The sequence below is a fragment of the Streptomyces sp. NPDC086080 genome (assembly GCF_044540255.1).
Lineage (GTDB): Bacteria > Actinomycetota > Actinomycetes > Streptomycetales > Streptomycetaceae > Streptomyces.
Genome location: NZ_JBITRU010000017.1, coordinates 124,166 through 148,892, shown reverse-complemented (window position 1 = coordinate 148,892; position 24,727 = coordinate 124,166). Strand labels below are relative to the sequence as shown.

Below are 24,727 nucleotides of genomic sequence, written 5' to 3'. Positions count from 1 at the left end.
CCGCGATGAGGGCCGGCCGGACGACCTCGCGGTCACGCTCCGGGGAACCGCGTTCTGATGCGGGAGATGTTCGAGGTGTGGCTGTGTGCTCTCATCAGCTCCTCGGCCCTGTCCCCGTGGCCTGCGGCGATGGCATCGAAGATCGCGCGGTGCTGCCGGTACCGCTCGTCGACGACCTTCCAGTCCCCGCCCCGCACTTGCGACAGGGCGCTGTCCCGCCGCTCCTGCGAGCCGAAGGCGTCCACCGTGCGCAGCATCTGAAGGAGAGTGGCGTTACCGCTTGCCCGGTCCACGAGTGAATGGAAGCGCGCCATGAGCTTCTGGATCTCCAGGACCAGATCCCGCTCCCTGTCGCTCCCGGAAGGCGCCTCGCGCAACTCGCCGCGCAAGGCGTCCGCTTCGTCCAGGCAAGCGGCCATCTCGCGACGCTGGGACGCCGTCGACTTCTCGGCGGCCAGTCGGGCGGACAGGGCCCGCAGCACGTCCTCGATCATCGTGAACTCGCGAAGTTCCTCCTCGCCGAACTGCGCGATGCGGACGGACCTGGGCCCCGTCCGCTCCACCAGCCGGTCCTGTTCCAGGCGCCGCAACGCCTCGCGGACGGGGGTGGCGCTGATGCCGAGCGAGTCGGCCAGGCCCCGCTCCGTGACCTTCTCGCCGCGCTCCAGTACTCCGGTGACGATGGCCTCGCGGATGGCGACGTACGCCTGATCGCCGAGAGTCGCCGGCGAAGAGAGGTGGGGTAGCTGGGACATGGCAACATGTTATTTGCTACAGCGTCGCGAATCAATCGTCGGAGGTGTCCCTGTGCCCGACCCCGGCAGCAGTGCGTCCGACGGTACCGGGGGAGGACCGTCAGGAAACCCTCAAGTTCGTCGTGGGCGGACCGTCAAGGCCGCTCGGAAGTATCGGGACCTCAACCACTACGGATGAGGGATGAGGCATGGCAACGCTCTTGTACCGCCTGGGCGCTCTGGGTGCTCGACGGTGGCGAACGATGTTGGCCGGATGGCTCCTGGCTCTGGGCGCGGTGATCGGCCTGGGTTTCTCGGTCGCCGGTGACTTCCAGGACAGCGGTTCCATCCCGGGGTCACCCGCGCAGACGGCCCTGGCCACCATGGACCGCCACTTCCCCTCGCCGGACGCGCAGTCCGCGCAGATCGTGTTCCAGGCGCCGGCCGGGGACCGGCTGACGGACCCCGGCCCGGCGAAGGCGCTCGCCTCCAGTCTCGCGGCGACGCGTGACGTGAGCGGTGTGACCGAGGTCAGCGACCCGGCCGAGAACGGCACCGTCTCCGAGGACGCGCGTACCGCGGTCGCGGAGGTCACCTTCACGACCCCCTCCGACGAGGACGTGCCCGCGGCCACGCTGGACGCGGTCAGGACGGCCGGTCAGCAGGCCGAACGGGCGGGTCTGGTGACCATCTACGGCGGTGACGCCTACGCCGAGTCGACCTCTCCCATCGGGCCCACCGAACTGGTGGGCATGGGCGTGGCCCTGGTCATCCTCGTCATCACGTTCGGTTCGCTGACCGCCGCGGGCCTGCCGCTGCTGACCGCCGTCCTCGGTGTCGTGGGCACGATGGCCGCGATGATGGGCGCGGCCTCGCTGTTCGGGGTGAGTGACAACGCTCCCACCCTGGCGATGATGCTGGGACTCGCCGTCGGCATCGACTACGCCCTGTTCATCGTCTCCCGCCACCGGGCCCAACTCGCCACGGGCATGCCCGTGGTGGAGTCCGTCGCCAGGGCGAACGCGACGGCGGGCAGCGCCGTGGTCTTCGCCGGCGCCACCGTCGTCATCGCTCTGGCCGGTCTGTCGGTCGCCGGTGTCCCCATGCTCACGTCGATGGGGCTGGCCTCCGCGGCGGCTGTCACCGCCGCCGTCGTGCTGGCACTGGGTCTGCTTCCCGCTCTTCTCGGCATGGCAGGCCGCGCGCTCGTCCCCAAGTCCGGGGCGCGCACGGGCCGCCGGCCGGTGCCCGGCCTCGGCGCGCTGCCCCGGCGCCGGCCGGTGCGCGGTGGGCGTACGCCGATGGGCGTGCGCTGGACGGAGGCCGTACTGCGTCGTCCGGTACGATCCCTGATCGTCGGGACCGTCGCCGTCATCGCGCTCGCCCTGCCCGCGATGCAGCTGGAGCTCGCGGTCACCGACGACGGCAACGCGCCCGCCACCTCCTCCAGCCGTCAGGCCTACGACGTGATCAGTGACGCCTTCGGCCCCGGTGCGAACGGCCCGCTGGTCGTCCTGATCGAGGACGAGGACCCGGCGGTCGTCGAGGCTGCGGCCGGCGCGGTCGAGGACAAGCTGGGCACCGTCAGGGGCATAGCGGACGTCAGCGGAGTCGACGTGGCCGAGGACAGGGCCGCCGCGCGTATCCGGATCATCCCGGAGACCGGCCCCCGGGACCCGGAGACCAGCAGTCTGGTGGCGCACCTGCGCACCGAGATGCTGCCGCTGGCCGCCTCCAGCGGCAGTTACATCGCCGTCACCGGTATGACGGCGGTCAGTATCGACGTCTCCGACAAACTCGGCGGCGCGCTCGTGCCCTTCGGGATCGTGGTCGTCGGCCTCTCCCTGCTCCTGCTGATGGTCGCCTTCCGCTCCGTCGCCATCCCCGTCAAGGCCACCGTCGGATTCCTGCTGTCCCTCGGTGCCGCGTTCGGAGCCACCGTCGCGGTCTTCCAATGGGGATGGATGTCCGGTCTGCTGGGGGTGGACAGCACGGGCCCGGTGGCCGGCTTCATGCCCATCATCGTCATGGCCGTCCTCTTCGGCCTCGCCATGGACTACGAGGTGTTCCTCGTCTCCGCCATGAGGGAGGACTACGTCCGTCACCGCGACGCCCGCGTCGCCATCCTCACCGGCGCACGCAATGCCGCACGCGTGGTCACCGCGGCCGCCCTCATCATGATCTCCGTGTTCGTCAGCTTCCTGTTCTCGCACGACGCCGACACGATGGCGATCGCCTTCGCCCTGGCCTTCGGGGTCCTGGTGGACGCCTTCCTCGTCCGCATGACCCTGGTGCCGGCGGTCATGGTTCTTCTCGGCGACCGCGCCTGGTGGCTGCCCCGTTGGCTCGACCGCGTCCTGCCCCACCTCGATGTCGAGGGGGAGAACCTCAGTACCCCCGACACCGTCGCGCAGGTCCCCGGCCGGCCCTCCGTCCCCGCGAACCTGTGACGCCATGACCAGCCGAGCGGATACCGGTACCCTCATCGCCTCCGCCGCGCCCGACGTATCGGTGACAGACGCCGGGCAGTCGGCCGAGCCCGTCCAAGGAGCACGTGTGAACACCGTCGAAGCACCGCACACCACGGACCACGTACTCGTGGTCGACGACGATCCCGGTATCCGCCGGCTGCTGATCTCGGCCCTCCAGTTCGCGGGCTTCGAGGTCGACGTGGCGGGCGACCTCGCCGAAGCCCTGGAACATGTCGCCCACCGGCCCCCGGACGTCATCGTTCTCGACGTCATGCTGCCCGGCGCCGACGGCTTCGAGATCCTCCAACTGCTCAGGTCCCGCGCCATCGATGTCCCGGTCCTCTTCCTCACCGCCCGTGACGCGGTGGAGGACCGGGTACGGGGGCTGCGCCTGGGCGGGGACGACTACGTCACGAAGCCGTTCAGCGTCGTGGAGGTGGGCGCCCGCCTCCAGGCCCTGCTCCGCCGGGCCCGCAGCGGTGTCCCCACGCCGGAGGAGACCGGCCGGCTGCGCTGCGCGGACCTGGAGATCGACGACCCCCGCCACGAGGTCCGCCGCGCGGGCGAACCCGTCGAACTCTCACCCACCGAGTACCGCCTGCTGCATTACCTCCTCAGCCACCAGGGCCAGGTGCTCTCCCGCGCCCAGATCCTGGAAGCGGTCTGGCAGTACGACTTCGGCGGGGACAGCGTCGTCGTCGAGCGGTTCGTCTCCAACCTCCGCCGCAAGATCGACCAGGGCCGCACGCCGCTGCTGCACACCGTCCGCGGTGTCGGCTACACCCTCCGGGAGCAGGCCGCCAAGTGAAGCCGACAGACCGCCGCACCTGGTCCCGCCGCCCCTGGTCCCGCTCCAGTGTCCGTCTGCGTCTGCTCGCCGGCCTGGCCGTCCTTCTGGTGACCGGTCTCACGGCCAGCACCGTCATCAGCGCCTTCCTCATGGAGGACTACATCGACCAGCGCAACGACGCCACACTCCAGGACCGGGCCGACCGGCTCACGGAGGTGATCGCGCAGGGCCCGCAGAGGGCCGACGCCGACCAGGTGGCCGCCCTTCTCGGGTCCCCACTCGGCATCGTCGCCGTCGACCGGCACAACCGGGTCCTGGAGAGCACCGGTTCCGCGATCGCGGCAGCCGGGGAACTCGCCGAACTCAGCACCACCGCGCCGCCCGGCGAGATCGTCACCTACGACGGGAACGACGAGCAGCACGATCTCGCGGCCATCCGCGTTCCCAGCCCCGGACTCACCATCGTCCACCGTTCGCCCACCAGCGACGTCATGCGGCCGGCCGCCCTCATCCTGTCCATCGACACCTCCATCGACGACAAAACGACCGTTGCCCTCATCACCAGGCAACTCGCGCTGGTCGGCGGTGCGTTGCTGCTCGTGTTGGCGCTCGCCACCGTTGTCCTGCGCCTCGGCATGCGGCCCCTCGCCCGCATGGCCCGCACCGCGGACGCCATTGCCGAGGGGCATCTGAGCGAACGGCTTCCCACGCGGCACGACGGCAGCGAGACCGACCTGCTCGCCGAGGCCGTCAACCGCGCCTTCGACGCCCAGGCCCGCGCGGAAGCGACCGTGCGCTCCATGGCCGCCGACACCTCGCACGAGCTGCGTACCCCGCTCGCCACGATCTCAGGCTGGCTCGACCTGCACCGGCAGGGCGGTGTCTCCGGTCCTGGCCTGGAAACGGCGTTCGAGCACATAGAGAACGAGGTGGGACGGATGCGCCTGCTGGTCGAGGACCTCGCCCTGCTGGCGCGACTGGACGCCGGACGGCCCATCGAGCAGGAGCCCCTCGACCTGACCGCCCTGACGGCCGGGGTCGTCGAGGACGCGCAGATCATCTACCCCGAGCGGCACATCACCCTGGCTCCGGCGCCGTCCGCTCACATCGTCGGCGACGCGGGCCGGCTGCGCCAGGTGGTGCGCAACCTCGTCGGCAACGCCGTCCAGCACACCCCGGCCGGGACCAGCGTCCTGGTGGAGATCGCCCTGGTGCACAAGGACGTACGACTGCGCGTCATCGACGACGGCCCCGGCATCTCCGCCCAGGACCTGCCTCGCGTCTTCGAGCGCTTCTGGCGGGCCGAGGCCAGCCGCAGCCGTGCCTACGGCGGTTCCGGGCTCGGTCTGGCCATCGTCGAAGCCATCGTCCACGCCCACCACGGTCAGGTGAACGTCGAATCGGAGGTGGGCGTCGGGACCACCGTCGGCATCCGGCTCCCACAGGAGGAGGGCCGGTCGTGAAGACCGTGGTTCTGGTGGGCGGCCCCACTCTCGTGCGGGCGGCCGTGGCGAGGGTCATCGAGGGAAGCCAGTTCCTCGATGTGGTGGGAGAAGCCCCAGACGAGGCCGGGCTCGCTGATCTGCCCCACGGGAGCGCGCAAGCGGATGTCGTCCTGCTCACCCGCACTGTCCCGAGCCCGGACGTCCCCGCACTCGCGGAGAGCGTCGCCGCCGCTTCCGCGACCGCCCGGACGGTCGTCCTGGGCGTCGTCGACGCCCAGGAGGCCGACGCCTGTCTGCGTGCGGGAGCCACAGGAGTACTCGCCGCCGACGTCACCGCGTCACAACTCGTCGCGGCCCTGGAGACGGTGGTACGGGGAGGCCTCGTCGTCGTGCTGGGAACCGCCCAGGTCCGCGCGGCGCCCCGAGGCCGGACCACGGGCCCGGACGTGCTCGGGACCCTGTCCCTGCGCGAGCGTCAGATCCTCACCATGCTGGCAGGCGGCCAGGACGGGCCGGCCATCGCGGCCGCGCTGAGGATCAGCCCGCTCACCGTGAAGACCCACATCACCCATCTGCTGTCCAAGATCGGGGTCCGCAGGCGTGGCCACGCGATCGCCTTCGCCTATGAACACGGCCTCGTGGTCCCGGGCGCCACCCCCGTCGGCGCCTTCGTCGGACAACTGCGCGAAGCATCCTGAGGTGTCACCTCGGCGCAACCTGTTGACAATCACGCTGTAGCAAATACCATTTTTGAACGTGGCGGGCATCGCAGGCGCTCGCCGTCCGAGGTATCCGGGGACCGGGTGGGCAGTCCGTCATCGTCCTGGAATCCGTTTCGCCCCTGCTTCCCAGCCGCTCGCGGTGCCGCCGGTTCCGCCCGCGCGGTGGCGGCGGCACCCAAAGACGCACATCTTCGGTCGAGCGCGGTGCACGGCTCTTGAGGAGTATTCGACCGACTCGACAGGCTTTTTCCGCACGACAAGCGCTATAGCAAATAGTGGAGGACGATGATGATCCCGCTCCCGAAGGCGTGTGCTCTGGCAGCAGCCTGCGCGGTCGCGCTGACAGCCTGCGGAGGATCCTCCGGTGCGTCCGGACCGGCGACACCGACCGCATCGGTGGATGTGGGCGAGGCATCATCCGTCACGCCCCTCGACGCCGCGACGATCTCCAGGGCCAAGAAGCAGGGGTCGGTGCTGCTGTACACCAACGCGGATGCCGACCAGATGGCCCCGATCGCCAAGGCGTTCGAGACGAAGTACGACGGCGTCACGTTGCGCGTGCTCAACATGAACGACCCGCAGACGTTCCAGCGATACGCCACCGAGACGGCCACCGGGGTACGTACGGCGGATGTCGTCATGGCCACGGACGCGGTTCACATGCTGAACTTCGTCAGCGAGGGCAACGTCCTCGACTACACCGACCCCAATCTCGAGAACCTTCCCGAGTACGCCGAACTCGCCCCGGGCGTCGTCGCCATGTCCGAGGACCCGCTGGTCGCCGTGTACAACACCGCGCTCCTGCCCCAGGACAAGCAGCCGGAGGACCTCGCGTCCCTGGCGGAACTCTCCAAGTCCCTCAAGGGCAAGGTCGGGACCACGGACATCAGCAATTCACAGTCCTTCGGCGCCGTCAGCAGTTACGTCACCCGGCACGGCGACGCGGGATGGAAGACCATCGAGGCCCTGGGGCCGAACACCGGGGTCGAGTCGGGCAACGGCAACCTGATGCAGAAGCTGACCCAGGGGGAGTACCACGCGACCTACTTCGTCGCCGGCTCGGTTCGCGCGCTGATCGAGGGGCAGGACGCGGACAAGATCCTCGACTACAGATATCTGACGGACGGGACGCCCCTGCTGCCCAGGGCCGTCGCGGTGACCGAGAAGGCGAGTTCCCCCGACGCCGCGAAGCTGTTCGTGAACTTCCTGCTGTCGGTGGAAGGACAGGAAGCCGCCTGCGAGGGCGGATTCACTCCGTACCGTGACGGCGTCGACTGCGCGTACGGACTTCCCGCCATCGAAGCCGCCGTGGGCGCCGACAACATACTGCTCGGCGGCTATCCCAAGGACGTCGTCAAGAACAAGGACTCGATCGTCGACCGGTGGAAGCAGGCGTTCGGCCGGTGAACACCACCCGGTTGCGGCCACCACCGCCGCTCATTCCCGCGCCGCCCGTGAAGCCCCGGCGGCTGTTGTCCACCAACGCGAGCCACTACATTCTGTGGGCGCTCGCCCTGCTGGTCATCGTCGGTCCCGTCGTGCCGGTCGTGGCAGCCTCCCTGTGGTCCACACCGTTGTACGCGTCGGGCGGGCACTTCACCTGGGACAACTTCCACGCACTGGTCACCGACGGCGCATGGTGGACGGCGGTCGGCAACTCGGTCCTGTTCGCCGCGCTGAACACCGCGGGATCCATCGTGGTCGGGGTGGCGTGCGCCGTCCTGCTCACCCGCACGGACATTCCGGGGCGGCGGACCCTCACCACCCTGCTGCTGGTGCCCATCGCCCTGCCCGGCCTGGTGCTCATCATCGGCTGGGCCGCCATGTGGACCCCGGCCGGGTTCGCGAACTCCTGGCTGGAGACCAACACTTTCCTCGGCATGCCGGTCAGCCTCTACAGCATTCCCGGAATGGCCATGGTCGGGATGACGGTGGCCTCTCCCACCGTGTTCCTGCTGTGCCGCGGCACCCTGCTGTCGATCGACCCCGCGCTGGAGGACGCCGCCCGCACCCTGGGCGCCGGCCCGCTGCGCAGCCTGCTCTCGGTGAGCCTGCCCCTGATGCGGCCGGCGATCACCAACGCCGCGCTCCTGGTGTTCGCCCTGTCGATGGAGGTCCTCGGCCTCCCCCTGATCCTCGGGTTCTCCAACAAGATCAGCCTGATCTCCACCTACCTCTACGACCACTGGACCAACGACGCGCAGCAGGGCCTGGTCTCCGCCGGCGCGGTGTTCCTCCTGGTGACCGTCTCCGCACTGCTGGTGCTGCGCAACCGACTGGTGGGTGACACCGCCCGGTTCACCACGACGACCGGCAAACCCACCGCGGTACGGGTGCTGGAACTGGGGCGGGTGCGCTGGCTGCTGGGAGGAGTCCTGGCCCTGTTCCTGACCCTCTTCGTCATCGTTCCGCTGGCCGGGGTCGTCCTGGCGGCGTTCACCTCGATCCTGTCGCCGTTCATCCCGCCGTGGAGCGTACTGACGCTGGACAACTTCTCGGCAGTCTTCGACAACTCGCTCTACACCGACTCGATCGTCAACAGTCTCCTCATCGCGAGCGTCGGCGGCGCCCTGACCACGCTGGTCATCGCGGTGCTGTCCGTCATCGCGCACCGCTCGCGGTTCCGGTTCCGCGGTTCGCTGCAGCAGGGCATGCTGTGGCCGCGCATGATGCCCGCCCTCGTCACCGGCATGGCGTTCTTCTGGAGCTTCGCGCTCCTTGACAGGTCCGGCGCGATACGGGCCAGTCTGTGGGGGATCGGTATCGCCTTCGCCGTGCGCAGCCTCGCCCTCGGCTACAGCGCCTTCTATCCGGCGCTGGCCGGGATCGGGGCCGACCTGGACCATGCCGCCCGTACCTCGGGGGCCTCCTGGTGGGCGGCCATGCGCACCGTCGTCCTCCGTCTCGTGGCCCCCGCCATGGGCGCGTCCTTCGTGCTGCTGTTCGTCGTCATGCTCAACGACGCCGAGCCGGCCGTCTTCCTCGTCACCGACGAGACGCCCGTCCTCGGGCTCACCATGCTGCAACTGGCAGCGACAAGCATCGGCGGCAGCGTCGCCGCGTTGGGAGTGATCCAGATGGTCATCACGCTGGTCGTACTGGGCGCGGGCCGTGCCCTGCTGGGGGTGCGTCCGCGTGCCTGACCTCCATCTGAACAACCTCACCAAGCGGTTCGCCCGGCACACCGCGCTGCACGAACTGTCGCTGACCGTCCGCGACGGTGAGATCTTCACCCTGCTGGGCCCCAGCGGCTGCGGGAAGTCGACCACCCTGTGGTCCATAGCCGGGCTGCACCGACCGGACTCGGGCAGCATCGCCTTCGGCGACCGTGTCGTCTTCGACCACGGCCGGCTCGATGTCGAACCCGAACACCGCAACTGCGGAGTGGTGTTCCAGTCGTACGCCATCTGGCCGCACATGTCGGTCGCCGCCAACGTCGGCTACCCCCTCAAGCTCCGCAGGACGGCCAGGGCGCAGCGCGAGCGGCGGGTGAGAGAGGTCCTCGACCTCGTGGAGCTGGGGGACCACGCCGGGGCCTATCCCCATCAGCTCTCCGGCGGCCAGCAACAGCGGGTCGCGCTGGCCCGGGCGCTGGCCCATCCGCCCGACATGCTGCTGCTGGACGAGCCGTTCTCCAACCTGGACGCCAAACTCCGTGACCGCTCCCGGCAATGGCTGAAGAACCTTCAGGAGCAGGTCGGCGTCACCACCGTCTTCGTCACCCACGACCAGGACGAGGCCCTGTCGGTCAGCGACCGGGTCGCCGTCATGAACGGGGGACGGGTGCACCAGGTCGGTACCCCCAACGACATCTACGATCGCCCGGCCGACCTGTTCGTCGCCGACTTCGTCGGCACCGCCAACATCCTCACAGCCACCCTCACCGAGGCCGACGGCAGCCATGCCCTGCTGCGCATCGAGGGCCTCGACCGACCGCTGCGCGTCCCGCACACCGAGAGGCGACTGGGCCCGGCACGCGTCTGCATCCGGCCGGAGAACATCGCCATCCACCGCCGCGGCGGCGCCGCCCCACCGCCACCGGACGCACTGACCGTCACGGTGGAGAGCCGGGCCTACCTCGGCGACCACTACCGCTGCACCGTCCGTATCGGCTCCACCCCGGTCACGGTCACCACCGCCCGCCCCCTCACCGACGGCGAACTCACCATCAGCCTGCCTCCGGCGGACATCCGTGTCTTCCCCGAGGAAACCCCGACGGACGTCACCGAGGACGCCCTTCCGCACCTTTCGAACGAGGAGAACCCGCATGCCTCCGTCCACTGACGCCCCCGCGCCGGTCCGGGTCCTGACACCCACCGGCATGCTCGGCGCAGGGTTCGCCCCGGAAACCATCGAGTACGGCCTGACCCTCGACCCGGACGTCATCGCGGTCGACGGCGGCTCCACCGACTCCGGCCCGTACTACCTCGGCGCCGGGGTCGCCAAGACCACCGCGGCCGCGGTCCGCCAGGACCTGACCATCCTCCTGAAGGCCGCCGCCCGGGCCGGCATCCCGCTGCTGGTGGGTTCCTGCGGCACCAGCGGCACCGACTCCGGCGTCGACTGGGTGGCCGGGATCACCGACCGGATCCTGGCCGAGGAGGGCCTCGACCTGAAGGTCGCCCGCATCTACAGCGAGCAGGACCCCGCCTTCCTCAAGGAACAGCTCGCTGCCGGCCGTATCCGCCCGCTGGCCCCGCACGGCCCTCTCGAACCCGATGTCCTGGAGAGCTGCACCCACATCGTCGGCATGATGGGCCACGAACCCTTCGCCGAGGCACTCCGCGCCGGCGCCCAGGTCGTCCTCGCGGGGCGGGCCACCGACACCGCCCTGGCCGCCGCGGTGCCCCTGATGCGCGGACTGCCGCCCGGCCCGAGCTGGCACGCCGCCAAGGTCGTCGAATGCGGCGGGCAGTGCACCACCGACCCGCGCGCCGGCGGTGTCCTGGCCACCATCGACGCCGACGGCTTCGTCATCGAGCCCCTCGACCCGGCCAACGTCTGCACCCCCACGTCCGTGGCGGCCCACATGCTCTACGAGACCGCCGACCCCTTCCGCATGAGGGAGCCGGCCGGCACCCTCGATGTCTCCGACGCCACCTACACCGCCCTGGACGACCGCCGCGTCCGCGTCGAGGGCTCCCGCTTCGAGCCCGCCGACCAGCACACCATCAAACTCGAGGGCGCACGCGTCACCGGCTACGAGACCGCCTCCTTCACCGGCATCCGCGACCCCTACATCACCGCCCACATCGACCGCTGGGCCGCACTCCTGCGCACCCTCGTCACCGAGCGCATCGCCCGGACCCTCGGCCTGAGCGACGACGACTACGCGCTGGACATCCGCCTCTACGGCCACAACGCCATCCTGGAGGACATCGACCCCGACCCCACCCCACCCCGCGAAGTCGGCGTCATGCTCCTGGTCAACGCCCCCTCCCAGCCCACCGCCACCGCCATCGCCAAGATCGCCAACCCCCTGATGCTGCACCTGCCGCTGCCGGAGATGGAGTACCTGCCGAGCTTCGCCTTCCCCACCTCCCCGGCGGAGACCGAGCGCGGGCCGGCCTACGAGTTCGTCCTCAACCACGCCGTCGACGTGGACTCACCCACCGGCATGTTCCGCACCCACCACTCCCACGAGGACCTCCATGCCTGACCGCGTCCCCACCCCGCCCGTGCTCGGCGACTTCGCCATCGAGGTGCGCTCCAAGAACGCCGGACCCTTCTGGGTCACCATGGAGACGTTCATGAAGGACACCGCCGGTTACGCCATCGCCGCCGACCACACCTTCCTCAACGAGAAGGTGATCGCCGGCCTCTACGGAGTCGACGCCGCGCAGGTCCGGTTCTTCCGGATCCCCTCCCTGAACGTCGTGAAGATCTCCTTCCCGCGCCCCGTCACCCAGGCCGGCATCCGCGACCGCGACATCCACGCCGGCCAGCACCACGTTCCCCTCGCCACCCTGACCGTGCCCGAACGCCACCGGGCAGACATCCGCACACAGGAGTGAACCGTGACGCACACAGTGCACAGCGATGACGACCTCGCCGCCGAGCCGTTGAGCCGACAGGACCTGGTCCCGATCCCGGAGGAAGAGCTCATCTTCCGGCTCCCCCAGCCGTTCACCGATCCGGCCGTCGAGCGGCGTCACCGCAAGGAACGGCTCGCCGGCGCGCTGCGCCTCTTCGGCAGGTTCGGTTTCGAGGAAGGCGTCGCGGGCCACATCACCGCGCGCGACCCCGAGTTCCCCGACCACTTCTGGGTCAACCCGTTCGGCATGTCCTTCAAGCACATCAAGGTCAGCGACCTCCTGCTGGTCAACCACGACGGAGACGTCGTCCAGGGCCGCCACCGCGTGAACCGGGCCGCCTTCGCCATCCACTCCGCCGTCCACGCGGCACGACCGGATGTGATCGGCGCCGCCCACAGTCACTCGGTGTACGGCAAGGCCCTGTCGGCCACCACTCAGAGGCTCGAACCGCTCACCCAGGACGCGTGCGCCTTCTACGAGGACCACGGGTGCTACGAGGACTACTCGGGTGTGGCGAACGATCCGGAAGAGGGCCGGCGCATCGCCGAGGCCCTGGGCGAGGCCAAGGCGGTCATCCTGCGCAACCACGGTCTGCTCACGGCGGCGGGCTCGGTCGACGCCGCGGCGTGGTGGTTCATCACGATGGAACGCTCGGCACAGGCACAGCTCGCCGCCAAGGCGGCCGGCGAGACCACCCTGATCCCGCATGCCGAGGCCAAACTGACATACGGGCAGGTGGGCTTCGAGCTGGCGGGCTGGTTCCAGTTCCAGCCCTTGTTCGACCAGATCTCGCGCACCGACCCGGACCTCTTCGACTGACCGGCTCGATGGAAACGGGCCGCCGGGACAACCGGCGGCCCGTACGCCGTCCGCGCGCGACGGCATCGTCAGGTGACGGCGAAGCGGGCCCGTCCCTGGAGCGCGGCGACGAGTTCGGCGGCGCCGGCCAGCCCGGCCGCCCGGCGTGCCTGAGCGGTCTGCCCCGCGAGGTGGGAGTACACGGTGATCCCCTCGACATCCCGCAGCGGGCTCTGCGGCGGGAGCGGTTCCCGCACCACCACATCGAGTGCGGCGCCCGCGATGGTGCCCGACCGCACGGCGTCCGCGAGTGCCTGCTCGTCGACAACGGCTCCCCGAGCCGTGTTGATCAGCACGGCCGTCGGCTTCATACGGGCGAAGGCGGAGGCGTCGAACATGTTCCGGGTCCTGTCGGTCAGCGCCGTGTGGACCGAGACGTAGTCGGACGTGGCCAGCAGTTCGGCCCACGGCACGAAGCGGACCGGGCCGGCGTCGCGCAGCCCGGCGGGGACGCCGGTCGTGCACACCACCTCCATCCCGAAGGCCCGGGCGAGCGGCACCACGGCGCGGGCGGCCGCGCCGTAACCCACCAGGCCGAGCGTGGCGCCCCGCAGCTCCTGGCCGTCCCCGCGCGGCCAGCCGCCCGCGGCCACACCCACGGCACTCTCCACGAGGCGACGCGCCGAGGCGAGCAGCAGACCCATGGTGTACTCGGCCACGGCGACCGCGTTGATTCCGGGCAGGTTGCTCACACTGATCCCGAGCCGGGCCGCCGCCTCGACGTCGACGGAGTCGTAGCCCACGCCCGTGCGCACCACGACGCGCAACTGCCGGGCGCGGCCCAGTACGTCGGCGGTCATGGGGTCGTTGCCGATGAGCGCCGCGTCCACCCCCGCGAGCGCGGACACGAGGTCCTCCGGACCGCGTCGCCCGGCCGTCGGAGCGTGGTGCGTGGTGAGGCCCGCCGCGAGGAGGTACTCGTCCACCTCGTCGCCGGGACGCAGATAGTCCGTGGTGATCAGGACTCGAGGCACGATCTTTCCCTTTCCCCGATGGGCTCAGTGCTGTCCGGACGTCCGGGGCCCGAGCGCGATGTGTTCGGCGATCGCCGTTCCCAGCGCCGTCGTCGTCGCGGTGCCGCCGAGGTCGGGGGTGAGGACGTCCGGCCGTTGCTCGAGAACCGACTCGACGGCGGAGACGACGCCCGCAGCGGCCGCCGTTTCGCCCAGGTGCTCCAGCATCATCGCGCCGCTCCAGATCTGCCCGACCGGGTTGGCGATACCCTGTCCCGCGATGTCGGGCGCCGACCCGTGTACGGGTTCGAACAGGCTCGGATGTTCCCGCTCGGGGTTGATGTTGGCGCTGGGCGCGATCCCGATGGTGCCGGTGCAGGCCGGGCCCAGATCGGAGAGGATGTCGCCGAACAGGTTGCTGGCGACGACGACGTCATAGCGGTCGGGCTGGAGCACGAACTTGGCCGTCAGGATGTCGATGTGGTCCTTGTCGGCGGTCACCCGCGGGTATTGCAGGGCCATCTCGCTCGCCCGCTCGTCCCAGTAGGGCATGGAGATCGAGATGCCGTTGCTCTTGGTGGCCCAGGTCAGATGCCGGTCCGGCCGGGAGTCGGCGAGGTCGAAGGCGTAGCGCAGCACCCGGTCGACGCCCGTACGGGTCATCACGGTCTCCTGCATCACCGTCTCCCGCTCGGTGCCCTCGAAGATCCGGCCGCCGATACTGGAGTACTCTCCCTCGGTGTTCTCCCGGACCACGTAGAAGTCGATGTCTCCGGGCCGGTGGCCGCGCAGCGGACCGCGCACCCCGCGCAGCAGGCGGACCGGCCGCAGATTGACGTACTGGTCGAACCCGCGCCGCAGCTGCAGCAGGCTGCCCCACAGCGACACGTGGTCGGGCACGATCTCGGGCCATCCCACGGCCCCGAAGAAGATCGCGTCGAAGCGGCCCAGCACCTCGCGCCAGTCCTTCGGCATCATCTCGCCGTGCCGCACCCAGTAGTCGGCGCTGGCGAAGCCGAACTCCTCGACGTCGAGTGCGAAGCCGTACGCGTCCGCGGCGGCGCGCAGGCACCGCAGTCCTTCGGGCACGACTTCCTTGCCTATGCCGTCCCCGGGCACGGCGGCGATACGGTAACGCTGTGGCACGACTGCTGCTCCTCGTTCGGTTCGCTGGCCACACCGGTGCACCCGGTGGCCTGGGCGGACCTCCACCTTCTGCCGCGTGACCGTCGGCGACAACAACTCACCGGGCAACATGGCTTTTCCGTGGCGGAAAGCGTTGCGAAGGGGCACCGCATGAAGACGTCCATCGACGACCTCCGGTTCTTCCAGGTCGTGGCTGCCAGCGAGACGCTCACCGCGGCGGCGCGCCGGCTCGACAGCTCGCTGCCGGTGGTCAGCAAGCGGCTGCGCGCACTCGAGGAGCGCCTCGACGTCCGTCTCGTCCAGCGGGGCACCCGCCGGATGGTGCTGACCTCGGAAGGCGCCCTGTACGCGGGCCGGCTCGAATCGATCCTCGCCCAGCTGCGTGAGCTCGAGGATCTCGTGACCGAGGGCTCGGGGGAGCTGCGCGGCTCCCTGGTCGTCCAGGCCACCCTCGGCCTGGGACGTGATCATGTCGCCCCGCTGGTCGGGGAGTTCGCGGCCCGGCACCCGCACCTCCAGGTGGAGCTGCACACCTCGGCACTGCCGCTGCGGCCGCACCGGAGGCAGTTCGACGTGGCCGTGCATGTCGGCAGCCCGCACGACTCGTCCCTGCGCATGCGGCGGCTGGCGAAGAACCGCCGTGTGCCGTGCGCGGCACCGTCGTACCTGGCCCGGCGCGGGACACCCGCGCGTGTCGAGGACCTCGCGGAGCACGACTGCATCGTGCTGCGCGAGAACGAGGGGGACTACGCGCTCTGGCGGTTCGGTGAGGCAGGTGCCCCCCGGCAGGTGCGGGTGGGCGGCTCCCTGTCGAGCAACGACGGTGGCGTCGTGACCGGTTGGGCCCTCGAGGGCCGCGGTGTGATCATGCGCTCCGAATGGCACGTCCGGCCCCATATCGAGCGCGGCGAGCTGGTCCGCGTCCTCCCGGATGTCCCCACGCCGGCGGCCGACGTCTACGCCCTGCACGAGGACGACGGACACGTTCCGCGCCGCGTGAACGAGCTGATCGAGTACCTCGCGGCCCGGCTGCCGGGCCGGCTGGACCCGTCGTGACGGCGTGATCGGGGCAGGGAACCCACTGTCGAAGCGCGGCGCGCCGGAACGCTGTTCCAGGCGTGCTGGGCAGTCCGCGTGACGAGCCGGCGGCTTGCTACGGTGGGCAGGTTGCCCGTCGGCCCGGACAGGGCGGTACGCACGGAGGAGGAGCCGGTCGACGATGCGGGAGTCCGAGGTTTCGCGTGCGGTGGCGGCGGCCACGTCGATCGCCGCGTCCTGTGGCCTGACAGTCGACGACACGGTCGTTCTTCATGACTCGAACAAACTCACGCTGCGTCTGCTGCCGTGCGATGTCCTGGCCCGGGTGGCACCGGTAGCGGACCAGGTCGCACGGTTCGAAGTCGAAGTGGCCCGGCAGCTGGCCGCATTCGGGTGTCCCGTGGCTGCTCTCGATCCCCGGGTCGAGCCACGCGTCCATGAGCGTGACGGTTTCACGGTCACGCTGTGGACCTATTACGAGCCCGTTCCCGGCCAGGTCTCACCCGCCGACTACGCCCATGCGCTGCGGCGCCTTCACCGAGGCATGCGCGAACTCGACGTCCCGGCGCCGCGATTCACCGATCGGGTCGAGCGGGCGCAACGGCTCGTGGCGAACCCGGACCTGACCCCGGCGCTCGCCGACGCGGATCGGGAACTGCTGGGCGACACGTTGCGCGGCCTGACACACAGGATCGCCGAGCGCGGTGCCGCCGAGCAGTTGCTGCACGGCGAGCCGCACCCGGGCAACGTACTCACCACGAAGCACGGACTGCTGTTCATCGATTTCGAGACGTGTTGCCGGGGACCCGTCGAATTCGACCTCGCCCATGCGCCCGAGGAGGTCGGCGACCACTGTCCGGGTGTCGACCGGGACCTGCTGAGCGATTGCCGGCTCCTCGTACTGGCGGTGATCACGACGTGGCGCTGGGACCGGGACGACGAGTTCCCGGACGGGCGCCGGCTGGGCACGGAGTGGCTCCGCAGGATCCGGTCGGCGCTCGGTCGCTGACCACGGGCCCCCGTCGGTCGGTCGCAGGCGCGTGGGTGGGTCCACAGCTGCCGGAACCGGTCGATGTCCGGCGCGGGCCGTGCTCAGTCGAGACAGAACTCATTGCCTTCGATGTCCTGCATCACGATGCAGGAATCGGTGCCGTCGTACAGGAGGCGCACGCGTACCGCGCCGAGCGGGATCAGCCGCGCGCATTCGGCTTCGAGCGCGGCCAGGCGCTCTTCCCCCACGAGTCCGGTACCGACTCTCACGTCGAGGTGCAGCCGGTTCTTGACGACCTTCCCCTCGGGAACGCGCTGGAAGAACAGCCGCGGGCCCACACCCGAGGGATCACCGCAGGCGCACCACGCGCCCTCGTCGTCGGGAAACCGGGAGCGGTTGAAGTCGTCCCACGTGGCGAACCCCGTCGGCGGTGATACGACGTACCCGAGCACCTCGCACCAGAAGCGGGCGAGACGCTCGGGTTCCGCGCAGTCGAAGGTGACTTGGACCTGCTTGATCGCTGACATCGGCGCACCCTACCAAGGGATGTCGCCGCGCCTCTCCGGCCCGAGGCGTCGTTCAGGGACGCTCGGGATCCGGGACCAGTCCGTCCGCGACCAGGCCGGCGAGGACGGCCTCGCCGAGGGCGTGCACGGCGGACCGGGGCCGGACCATGACGGTGAACTCCATGATCCGGCCGTCGTCGTCGAAGTGCAGCAGGTCGATGCCGTGGATCTCCTTGCCGCCCGCCCGCGCGCGGAAGAGCAGCACCGCGGACGGCGCCGTGGTGCCGTCGGTGCTGGTCTGCGCGCTGCCGCTGTGGTGGCCGGTGTAGCGGAAGTCCTCGAATGTGCGCAGCAGGACGCCGAAGAGTCCCATCACCGCCCGTTTGCCCTCGAAGGGCGTGAAGGAGACGGGGCTGTAGAGGCGGATGTCGTCGGTGAACAGGTCTTCCAGGGCCGCGAGATCCCGGTTGTCGACGGCTGCGCGGAAACGGTCTGCGGTGTTCACAAGCAACCTCTTGGTCATGAAGGTGAGTAGTCATTTTTATGACTATCATGAGGGCCTGGTGGGGTGACAGAGGATGCGAGGAGCGGATTCCATGGCACTACGGCACGCCGTACTGGCGGCGCTGCTCGACGGAGAGCTCAGCGGCTACCAACTGGCCAAGGCGTTCGACGTCGGTGTGGCCAACTTCTGGTACGCCCGGCCGCAGCAGCTCTACGCCGAGCTGACGCGGCTGGAGAAGGACGAGCTGGTCGTCGGCCGGGAGGTGGCGCAGGAGGGCCGGCCGAACAAGCGGTTGTTCCGGGTGACCGACGCCGGTCTCGCCGAGCTGGAGACCTTCACGGCCGCCTCCGCCAAGCCGGCTGTCATTCGCGACGACCTGCTCGTCAAGGTCCAGGCGGCCGACCGCGTCGACACCGCCGCCCTCGTCGCCCAGCTCACCGAACGCGCCGCCGTGGCCCAGGCCAAGATCGCGCTCTTCGGATCACTGCTGCGCCGTCTGCGCGGCGACCGTACGGAGGAGGACTTCCTCCGCCACGGCGACCGCGTCGGCCCGTACCTGACCTGTCTGCGCGGTGTCGCCTTCGAGCAGGAGAACCGCGACTGGTGCGCGCGCACGATCGCCGTACTCGAGGAGAGGCGGCGGGTCCATGCCCGGCACTGACACGCCGTATCTCCGCTACGTCGCCCTGGGAGACAGCCAGACCGAGGGCCTCGGTGACGGCAACGACACCACCGGCCTGCGTGGTTTCGCCGACCGCCTCGCCGAACGACTCGCCCGGCACGAACCCTCCCTCCAGTACGCCAACCTGGCCGTACGAGGCCGCCTCGCCGCGCAGATCCACGCCGAACAGCTGACCCCCGCCCTCGCCCTGCGGCCCGACCTCGCCACCGTGGTCGCCGGCGTCAACGATCTGCTGCGACCGCGCTTCGACGCCGACGAGGTCGCCGGCCACCTCGAGACCATGTTCGCCGCGCTCACCGCCCAGGGTGCCCGCGTGGCCACCATCACCATCCCCGACCCCGCCCGGATCAGCCCGCTCGCGCGCCCCCTGGTTCCCCGTGTGGCGGCGCTGAACGAGCGCATCCGCCGGGCCGCCCGGTGCCACGGGGTCACCGTCGCCGAGACGGCCCTCCACCCCGTGGCGAGCGACTCCCGCCTGTGGAGCTCCGACCGGCTCCATGCCAGTTCCCTCGGCCACGAGCGCATCGCGGCCGCTCTCGCCCATGCCCTGCTGCTGCCCGGGAGCGACGAGAACTGGACGCATGCCCTGCCACCGGCCCCCGTGTCCACCGGCTGGAAGACCGCCGCCGAACTCCGCTGGGCCGCGGGCTTTCTGGGACCGTGGCTCGTCCGGCGGGTGAGGGGACGGTCCTCCGGCGACGGCCGCACCGCCAAACGCCCCCTCCTCCTGCCCGTGCGGACGGACGGCGGTCCCCTCTGACCGGCCGGCCGCCGCGCGTCAGGAGCCCGTCCGAACGGCCGGCCGTGCCGCCGCCCCGACGAGGGAGACCGTGAAGGGGTGACTCGGGGTGGTCAGGATCCGGTGGGCCGGCCCCTGTTCGACGAGTTCGCCGGCGTCCAGGACGGCGATGCGACGGGCCAGGGCGGCGACGTCCAGGTCGTGGGTGATCAACACCAGGGACAGGTCGCCGCGGTCACGGACCAGAGTGGTGAGGGTGTCCAGGATGCCCCGGCGGGTGATCGTGTCGAGCCCTGAGGTGATCTCGTCGCAGAGGAGGACACGAGGGCGGGCGAGCAGAGCGCGAGTGAGGGCGGCGCGCTGGAGTTCGCCGCCGGAGAGCCGGCCGGGGCGCCGCCGGGACAGGTCCTCCGGGAGACCGAGCCGGTACAGGGTGGACAGGGCTTCCCGTTCCGCCGCCGCCGGGTCGGCTCCGCGCAGGCGGATCGCGGTGCGGGCGACCTGGTGGAGGACCGGACGGTGCTCGTCGAAGGCGGCGTGCGCGTCCTGGAAGACGTACTGCACGGCCGCCAGTTGAGCACGGCTGCGGTCGCGCAGGCTGCCAGGCAGCGGTGTGCCGTCGAGGAGGATCTCGCCGGCGTGGTCCCGATGGAGGCCGGCGAGGCAGCGGGCGAGAGTGGTCTTGCCGCTGCCGGAGCGGCCGACGAGGGCCAGGCACTCCCCGGCGCGCAGGTCGAGTTCGGGGGCGCGCAGCACCACGGTCGAGCCACGGGGTCCCTCACGGTGACGGGCGGTGAGGCCGCGGACCCGCAGGGCGACCCGCCCGGCACCGGCCTCACCGTCCGGTTCCGGGCCCTCCGGTTCCAGGCCCTTCGGCTCGGCACGTCCCGGCTCGGCACAACCCGGTTCGGTGCGTTCCGGCTCCATGCCGAGCAGTTCCCGGGTCCACGCGTGCCGGGGCGCCGGCCACACGCGCCCGGCCGGGCCCGACTCGACGACCCGCCCCGCCCGCATGACCACCACGTCGTCGGCGAGTGCCCGGACGACGTCGAGGTCGTGGCTGAGCAGCACGACGGCGATACCGCCGGCCGCGACGGCCGCGAGCCGTTCGACGATGCCGCTCTTGGTGAGCGCGTCCTGGCCGGTCGTGGGCTCGTCGGCGACGATGACGCGGCAACCGGACAACAAGGCCTGTGCGAGCACGACGCGTTGCTGCTGCCCGCCGGACAACTGGTGCGGGTGGCGCCGCGACAGGGCCGCGGCTTCCGGGAGGTGGGCGTCGGCGAGGGCGCGCAGCACGCGTTGCCGGGCCGCGGCCCGGCGCCGACGGCGCGGCAGGTGCCGCACCTGGGCGCGGGCGATGTCGGTGAGCAGGGCGGAGACGCGGCGGGCGGGGTTGAGCACGGCCGCCGGGTGCTGGGGGATGTAGCCGACCGTGTCACCGGCGGCCAGCTCCACGGCGCCGCTGACCCGGGCGTCCTGCGGGTACTCACCGAGCAGAGCGAGACCGGTGGTGGTCTTGCCGCTGCCGGAGGGGCCGACCAGGGCCGTGACCCTGCCGGGCAGCGCACTGAGGGTGACCCCGTCCACGATCGCCCTGCCGCCGACCTCGACGCGCAGGTCGCGGATCTCGGCCACGGGACGCTCGGGGGTGTCGTTCCGGTCGTTCATGGACGCGCTTCCTTTTCCGCCCTGCTCCGTACGGTGCCACCCGTGCCCCTGATCCGGGTGGTGCGGGCCGGCGCGCCCCGCCCCGCGCCCCGTCCCACGCCCCTGTCGAGCGCGGCGTCGAAGAGGAGGTTCGTTCCCGTCGTCAGGGCGACGATCAGCAGCGCGGGGACCAGGACGGCCCACGGCTGGATGAACAGGCCGGTGCGGTTGCGGTCGACCATGACCGCCCAGTCGGCGGCGTCGGGCGCCACCCCGACACCGAGGAAAGCCGCCGTGGCGACCAGGTAGAGCACACCGGTGAGCCGGGTCCCGGCGTCGGCGGCCAGCGTGCGCAGCATGGTGCGGCCGACATGGCCGACGGCCGTGCGCCACCACGTCTCGCCCTGCATCCGCAAGGCCTCAACGGCGGGCCGTGCGGCGATCTCCGTGGCGGTGGCGCGTACCAGGCGGGCGGCGTCGGGCACGTTGACGACCGCGACCAGCAGGGCGACCCCGACGGCGCCGGGTGAGAACACCGTGGCGACCAGCAGGATCAGCAGCAGTGAGGGGACGGCGAGCAGGACGTCCAGGGGACGCATCAGCAGTTCCTCCAGCCGGCCCCGGTGGGTGAGCGCGCTGACCAGCCCGACGGGCAGCGCCACGAGGTAGGCCAGGGCGGTGGCGGCGAGCGCGGTCAGCACGACCGGGCGGCCGCCGTGCAGTACCTGCCGCCAGACGTCGCGGCCGACGAAGTCGGTGCCGAGCCAGTGGCCCCCGCCGAGCGTGAAGGACGTGGCCCTCGGCCCCGGTTCGCCCGTGAACACCGGGCCGACGAGGGCCAGGAGAAGGGGTACGGCGACGATCGCGAGCCCGAGCGTGAAGCGGCCGCCGCGCGCGCTTCTCACGCCGCCACCTTCGCCCGTGGCGCGAGCCGGTGGGTGACCACATCCGCGCCAAGATTCAGAACGACGGTCAGCACGCCGAACACCACGGCGAGACCCTGGACGACGGGCACGTCACGTTCGGCGACGGCGCCCAGCAGGACGGTTCCGAGTCCCGGGATCACGTACAGCGTCTCCACCACGATGACACCGCACAGCAGCCAGTCGATCGTCCGGGCCAGCTGCTGGGCGGCGGGAGCGAGCGCGTTGGGCAGGGCGTGCGCGTACCGGACGCGGACACCGGGGACGCCGTAGCGGCGGGCCTGTGCCACGTACGGCGAGGCCAGCGCGTCGATCATGCCGGCGCGCACCAGGCGGACCAGGGAGCACACGGGACGGGAGAGCAGCACGAGGACGGGCAGGACGAGAGCGGACGGATGACCGAGCAGATCGGTGCCGTAGCCGACCGCTGTCGGAGGCAGCCAGCCCAGTCGAAGGGCGAACACCGTCACCAGCAGCACCCCGAGGGCGAACTCGGGCACCGCGTACACGGCGAGTGTCACCGAGCTGATCAGCCGGTCGACGAACCGCCCCTCGTGACGGGCGGCCAGCACACCCAGTCCGAACCCGGCCGGCACGAGCAGCGCCACGGTGAGCGTGGCCAGCAGCAGGGTGGGTCCGAAGCCGTCGGCGAGGTACGCGCCGACCGGGCGCCCGGAGGTCAGGGAGGTACCGAAGTCGGCGTGGAGCAGGCCCGCCGCCCAGTCGGCAAGACGCTCCCACGCGGGCCGGTCCAGTTCCATGGCCGCGCGGATGGCGTCGATGCGCGCCGGGTCGGGCTGGTCCCCGGCGAGGGCGACGGCGGCGTCGCCCGGCAGTGCCTCGGTGAGCCCGAAGACCAGCAGCACCACGGCCACGATCTGCAGGGCACCGAGGAGCAGCCGCCGGGCGACGAAGGAGCGCAGTCCGCTCACGCGAGCCACACCTTGTCGAAGCGTGCCCAGTCGAGGGTGTTGGCGGGCGCGTTCGTCTCCACACCCCTGACGTTGCGCGCGGTGCCCAGGATCCAGTCGGCGAAGCCCCAGATGAGGAAGCCGCCCTCGGAGTACAGGCGGCGCTGCATGCGCTCGTAGACGGCGGAACGGTCCTTCTTGTCGCGGGTGGACTGCGCCTGCCGGTAGAGGTCGTCGAAGTCCCGGTGCCGCCACTTGGTCGCGTTGGTGGTGGAGTCGGAGAGCAGACGCTGGGAGATGTGGGCCTCGATGGGCATGGCGCCGGACCGGTAACAGCACAGGGTGCCGTTGTCGAGGATGTCGCTCCAGTACGAGTCCTTGCTGCCCGTCCGCACGTCGACGGTGACGCCCGCCTTCTTCGCCTGGTCGCGGAAGACACCGGCCGCCTCGGTGAAACCGGCGGCGACGGCGGAGGTGTCGAGGGTGACCCTGAGGTCCTCGGCACCGGCCCGCCTGAGCAGGGCACGGGCCCTGTCGAGATCCTGCTCGCGCTGCGGCAGACCGTCGGCGTAGTACTCGTAGCCCTTGCCGAACAGGTCGTTGCCCCTCTCGCCCGCGCCGGACAGCGCCGCCTCGACGAGTTCCTGACGGTCGGCGATGAGGAAGAACGCCTGGCGCACCCGCTCGTCGTCGAAGGGCGGCCGGTCGGTCTTCATGCAGAACGCCTGCATGGCGCTGCCCCGCAGCCGCACGATCGCGATCCGTCCCCCGCCCTCGTGGGCGCGGGCGGTGGCCGGATTGAGCTCGTGGGCGTACTCGACCTGGCCGCCGAGGAGGGCGTTGACACGGGCCGACTCCTCGTTGGCGATGACGAACTCGATCTCGTCCAGGTGCGGGGCCCCGTCCCAGTAGTCGTCATTGCGCCGGAACAGCGCCGAGCGGCCCGGGGCGAACGACACGAAGCGGAACGGGCCGGAGCCGACCGGCCGGTCGAACCCGGTCGTGTGCGCGGGCACGATGTACGCGCCGAACGCGGCCAGGACGTTGGGGAATTCGGCAGTGGGCCGCTTGAGGACGAACTCGACCTCCCGCTGCCCCGTGGCACGGCTCGCGTCGAGATCGATGGGCTCCAGGGACGCCCTGGCGCGGAACGCCTGCTTCGGGTCGGCGATGCGGCGGTAACTGTGCAGGACGTCCTCGGCGGTGACCGGCCTGCCGTCGTGGAAGGTCGCCTCCCGTACGGTGACCCGCCAGCGGTCCAGGGCCGCGTTCGCCTCCCACGTCCGGGCGAGGCGGGGCCGGGCGGACAGGTCGGGACCGTAGTCGGCGAGCTTGTCGAAGAGGGCCTTGGCACGGGCCGCGTCGGCGAAGAGGTTGGACAGATGCGGGTCGAGGGTCTCACCGGCGCCACCACCCGCGAACGCGGCGCGCAGCCGCCCGCCCCGCTTCGGCGCGCCGTCACCCTCGTCGTCGTTCGCGCCCTCGCCGGGACCGCCGCAGCCGGCGAGGGACAACGCGCCCAGCGAGGTGGCAGCGGTGACGGCGAGGAAGCCGCGGCGACGCAGACTCGCGAAGCGGTCCGCGGAGGGCGGGGGAGGGGGCGTGGTGTCGTGCATGGGTACGTCTCC

General features: G+C 70.9%; 22 protein-coding genes and 1 pseudogene. 14 read left to right on the top strand and 9 right to left on the bottom strand.

Annotation, left to right across the window (positions count from 1 at the left end; genetic code table 11):
- Positions 1-32: 32 nt before the first annotated feature.
- Positions 33-755: a GntR family transcriptional regulator gene (locus ACIF9R_RS21175; RefSeq protein WP_399982209.1), complete on the bottom strand. Its 723-nt coding sequence runs from the start codon at positions 753-755 to the stop codon at positions 33-35.
- A 242-nt stretch (positions 756-997) separates the two neighbouring features.
- On the opposite strand from ACIF9R_RS21175, the gene ACIF9R_RS21170 reads away from it, so the two are divergent.
- From ACIF9R_RS21170 to ACIF9R_RS21125, 10 genes are all read left to right on the top strand, one after another.
- Positions 998-3,184, top strand: a complete 2,187-nt coding sequence (locus ACIF9R_RS21170) for an MMPL family transporter (RefSeq protein WP_399982207.1) — start codon at positions 998-1,000, stop codon at positions 3,182-3,184.
- Positions 3,185-3,290: 106 nt separating this feature from the next.
- On the top strand, positions 3,291-4,013 hold the full coding sequence (locus ACIF9R_RS21165; protein ID WP_399982204.1) for a response regulator transcription factor: 723 nt from the start codon (positions 3,291-3,293) through the stop codon (positions 4,011-4,013).
- The gene (locus tag ACIF9R_RS21160; protein ID WP_399982201.1) at positions 4,010-5,458 is read left to right on the top strand and encodes an ATP-binding protein; all 1,449 of its coding nucleotides are present in this window, start codon (positions 4,010-4,012) and stop codon (positions 5,456-5,458) included. The genes ACIF9R_RS21165 and ACIF9R_RS21160 overlap by 4 nt, the downstream gene beginning before the upstream one ends.
- Positions 5,455-6,138 carry a LuxR C-terminal-related transcriptional regulator gene (locus ACIF9R_RS21155; protein WP_399982198.1) on the top strand — a complete coding sequence of 228 codons (684 nt, stop codon included), beginning with the start codon at positions 5,455-5,457 and terminating at the stop codon, positions 6,136-6,138. The genes ACIF9R_RS21160 and ACIF9R_RS21155 overlap by 4 nt, the downstream gene beginning before the upstream one ends.
- 426 nt (positions 6,139-6,564) lie before the next feature.
- On the top strand, positions 6,565-7,569 hold the full coding sequence (locus tag ACIF9R_RS21150; RefSeq protein ID WP_399982196.1) for an ABC transporter substrate-binding protein: 1,005 nt from the start codon (positions 6,565-6,567) through the stop codon (positions 7,567-7,569).
- Positions 7,545-9,305 (top strand): ABC transporter permease, encoded by a 1,761-nt coding sequence (locus ACIF9R_RS21145; protein WP_399982193.1) that lies wholly within the window; start codon positions 7,545-7,547, stop codon positions 9,303-9,305. Before ACIF9R_RS21150 ends, ACIF9R_RS21145 begins: the two co-directional genes overlap by 25 nt.
- Entirely contained in the window at positions 9,298-10,446 is a 1,149-nt protein-coding gene (locus ACIF9R_RS21140) for an ABC transporter ATP-binding protein (RefSeq protein ID WP_399982190.1), read from the top strand. Before ACIF9R_RS21145 ends, ACIF9R_RS21140 begins: the two co-directional genes overlap by 8 nt.
- Positions 10,430-11,821, top strand: a complete 1,392-nt coding sequence (locus tag ACIF9R_RS21135; protein ID WP_399982187.1) for an acyclic terpene utilization AtuA family protein — start codon at positions 10,430-10,432, stop codon at positions 11,819-11,821. The genes ACIF9R_RS21140 and ACIF9R_RS21135 overlap by 17 nt, the downstream gene beginning before the upstream one ends.
- Positions 11,814-12,176, top strand: a complete 363-nt coding sequence (locus ACIF9R_RS21130; protein ID WP_399982185.1) for a DUF4387 domain-containing protein — start codon at positions 11,814-11,816, stop codon at positions 12,174-12,176. The genes ACIF9R_RS21135 and ACIF9R_RS21130 overlap by 8 nt, the downstream gene beginning before the upstream one ends.
- 63 nt (positions 12,177-12,239) lie before the next feature.
- Positions 12,240-13,016, top strand: a complete 777-nt coding sequence (locus tag ACIF9R_RS21125; protein ID WP_399982313.1) for a class II aldolase/adducin family protein — start codon at positions 12,240-12,242, stop codon at positions 13,014-13,016.
- A gap of 68 nt (positions 13,017-13,084) precedes the next feature.
- Here the strand turns inward: ACIF9R_RS21125 and ACIF9R_RS21120 are convergent, their stop codons facing one another.
- Complete coding sequence (locus ACIF9R_RS21120) at positions 13,085-14,029, bottom strand: NAD(P)-dependent oxidoreductase (protein WP_399982182.1); 945 nt, start codon at positions 14,027-14,029, stop codon at positions 13,085-13,087.
- Between the two features lie 24 nt (positions 14,030-14,053).
- Positions 14,054-15,154, bottom strand: coding sequence for a tartrate dehydrogenase (locus ACIF9R_RS21115; protein ID WP_399982179.1), 1,101 nt, complete (start codon positions 15,152-15,154; stop codon positions 14,054-14,056).
- A 150-nt stretch (positions 15,155-15,304) separates the two neighbouring features.
- On the opposite strand from ACIF9R_RS21115, the gene ACIF9R_RS21110 reads away from it, so the two are divergent.
- The gene (locus ACIF9R_RS21110) at positions 15,305-16,210 is read left to right on the top strand and encodes a LysR family transcriptional regulator (protein WP_399982176.1); all 906 of its coding nucleotides are present in this window, start codon (positions 15,305-15,307) and stop codon (positions 16,208-16,210) included.
- A gap of 163 nt (positions 16,211-16,373) precedes the next feature.
- Positions 16,374-17,201: a phosphotransferase enzyme family protein gene (locus tag ACIF9R_RS21105; RefSeq protein WP_399982174.1), complete on the top strand. Its 828-nt coding sequence runs from the start codon at positions 16,374-16,376 to the stop codon at positions 17,199-17,201.
- An 83-nt stretch (positions 17,202-17,284) separates the two neighbouring features.
- On the opposite strand, the gene ACIF9R_RS21100 is transcribed toward ACIF9R_RS21105, so the two are convergent.
- Together ACIF9R_RS21100 and ACIF9R_RS21095 are read right to left on the bottom strand one after the other, a co-directional pair.
- Entirely contained in the window at positions 17,285-17,710 is a 426-nt protein-coding gene (locus ACIF9R_RS21100) for a VOC family protein (protein WP_399982172.1), read from the bottom strand.
- Positions 17,711-17,762: 52 nt separating this feature from the next.
- The gene (locus tag ACIF9R_RS21095; protein ID WP_399982169.1) at positions 17,763-18,194 is read right to left on the bottom strand and encodes a nuclear transport factor 2 family protein; all 432 of its coding nucleotides are present in this window, start codon (positions 18,192-18,194) and stop codon (positions 17,763-17,765) included.
- Between the two features lie 91 nt (positions 18,195-18,285).
- Between ACIF9R_RS21095 and ACIF9R_RS21090 the strand changes: the two genes are divergently transcribed.
- A complete protein-coding gene (locus ACIF9R_RS21090) occupies positions 18,286-18,855 on the top strand; it encodes a PadR family transcriptional regulator (protein WP_399982166.1) in 570 nt (189 codons plus the stop codon).
- Positions 18,842-19,636 (top strand): SGNH/GDSL hydrolase family protein, encoded by a 795-nt coding sequence (locus ACIF9R_RS21085; RefSeq protein WP_399982164.1) that lies wholly within the window; start codon positions 18,842-18,844, stop codon positions 19,634-19,636. The genes ACIF9R_RS21090 and ACIF9R_RS21085 overlap by 14 nt, the downstream gene beginning before the upstream one ends.
- An 18-nt stretch (positions 19,637-19,654) precedes the next feature.
- Here ACIF9R_RS21085 and ACIF9R_RS21080 read toward each other — a convergent pair whose 3' ends face one another.
- From ACIF9R_RS21080 to ACIF9R_RS21065, 4 genes and pseudogenes are all read right to left on the bottom strand, one after another.
- A complete protein-coding gene (locus ACIF9R_RS21080; protein ID WP_399982310.1) occupies positions 19,655-21,517 on the bottom strand; it encodes an ABC transporter ATP-binding protein in 1,863 nt (620 codons plus the stop codon).
- Positions 21,460-21,864 (bottom strand): annotated as a pseudogene (locus ACIF9R_RS21075) (ABC transporter permease subunit); the annotation flags it as partial. The pseudogene ACIF9R_RS21075 and the gene ACIF9R_RS21080, both read right to left, overlap by 58 nt.
- A gap of 302 nt (positions 21,865-22,166) precedes the next feature.
- The gene (locus tag ACIF9R_RS21070) at positions 22,167-23,120 is read right to left on the bottom strand and encodes an ABC transporter permease (RefSeq protein WP_399982162.1); all 954 of its coding nucleotides are present in this window, start codon (positions 23,118-23,120) and stop codon (positions 22,167-22,169) included.
- Entirely contained in the window at positions 23,117-24,715 is a 1,599-nt protein-coding gene (locus tag ACIF9R_RS21065) for an ABC transporter substrate-binding protein (protein ID WP_399982159.1), read from the bottom strand. The genes ACIF9R_RS21070 and ACIF9R_RS21065 overlap by 4 nt, the downstream gene beginning before the upstream one ends.
- Positions 24,716-24,727 lie beyond the last annotated feature (12 nt).

What these genes read in the sequence shown, in the direction of transcription:
- ACIF9R_RS21105 (WP_399982174.1), top strand. Translation starts at nt 16,374, where the DNA reads ATGCGGGAGTCCGAGGTTTCGCGTGCGGTGGCGGCGGCCACGTCGATC.
- ACIF9R_RS21175 (WP_399982209.1), bottom strand. Translation starts at nt 755, where the DNA reads ATGTCCCAGCTACCCCACCTCTCTTCGCCGGCGACTCTCGGCGATCAG.
- ACIF9R_RS21135 (WP_399982187.1), top strand. Translation starts at nt 10,430, where the DNA reads ATGCCTCCGTCCACTGACGCCCCCGCGCCGGTCCGGGTCCTGACACCC.
- ACIF9R_RS21110 (WP_399982176.1), top strand. Translation starts at nt 15,305, where the DNA reads ATGAAGACGTCCATCGACGACCTCCGGTTCTTCCAGGTCGTGGCTGCC.
- ACIF9R_RS21170 (WP_399982207.1), top strand. Translation starts at nt 998, where the DNA reads ATGTTGGCCGGATGGCTCCTGGCTCTGGGCGCGGTGATCGGCCTGGGT.
- ACIF9R_RS21065 (WP_399982159.1), bottom strand. Translation starts at nt 24,715, where the DNA reads ATGCACGACACCACGCCCCCTCCCCCGCCCTCCGCGGACCGCTTCGCG.
- ACIF9R_RS21100 (WP_399982172.1), bottom strand. Translation starts at nt 17,710, where the DNA reads ATGTCAGCGATCAAGCAGGTCCAAGTCACCTTCGACTGCGCGGAACCC.
- ACIF9R_RS21090 (WP_399982166.1), top strand. Translation starts at nt 18,286, where the DNA reads ATGGCACTACGGCACGCCGTACTGGCGGCGCTGCTCGACGGAGAGCTC.
- ACIF9R_RS21085 (WP_399982164.1), top strand. Translation starts at nt 18,842, where the DNA reads ATGCCCGGCACTGACACGCCGTATCTCCGCTACGTCGCCCTGGGAGAC.
- ACIF9R_RS21130 (WP_399982185.1), top strand. Translation starts at nt 11,814, where the DNA reads ATGCCTGACCGCGTCCCCACCCCGCCCGTGCTCGGCGACTTCGCCATC.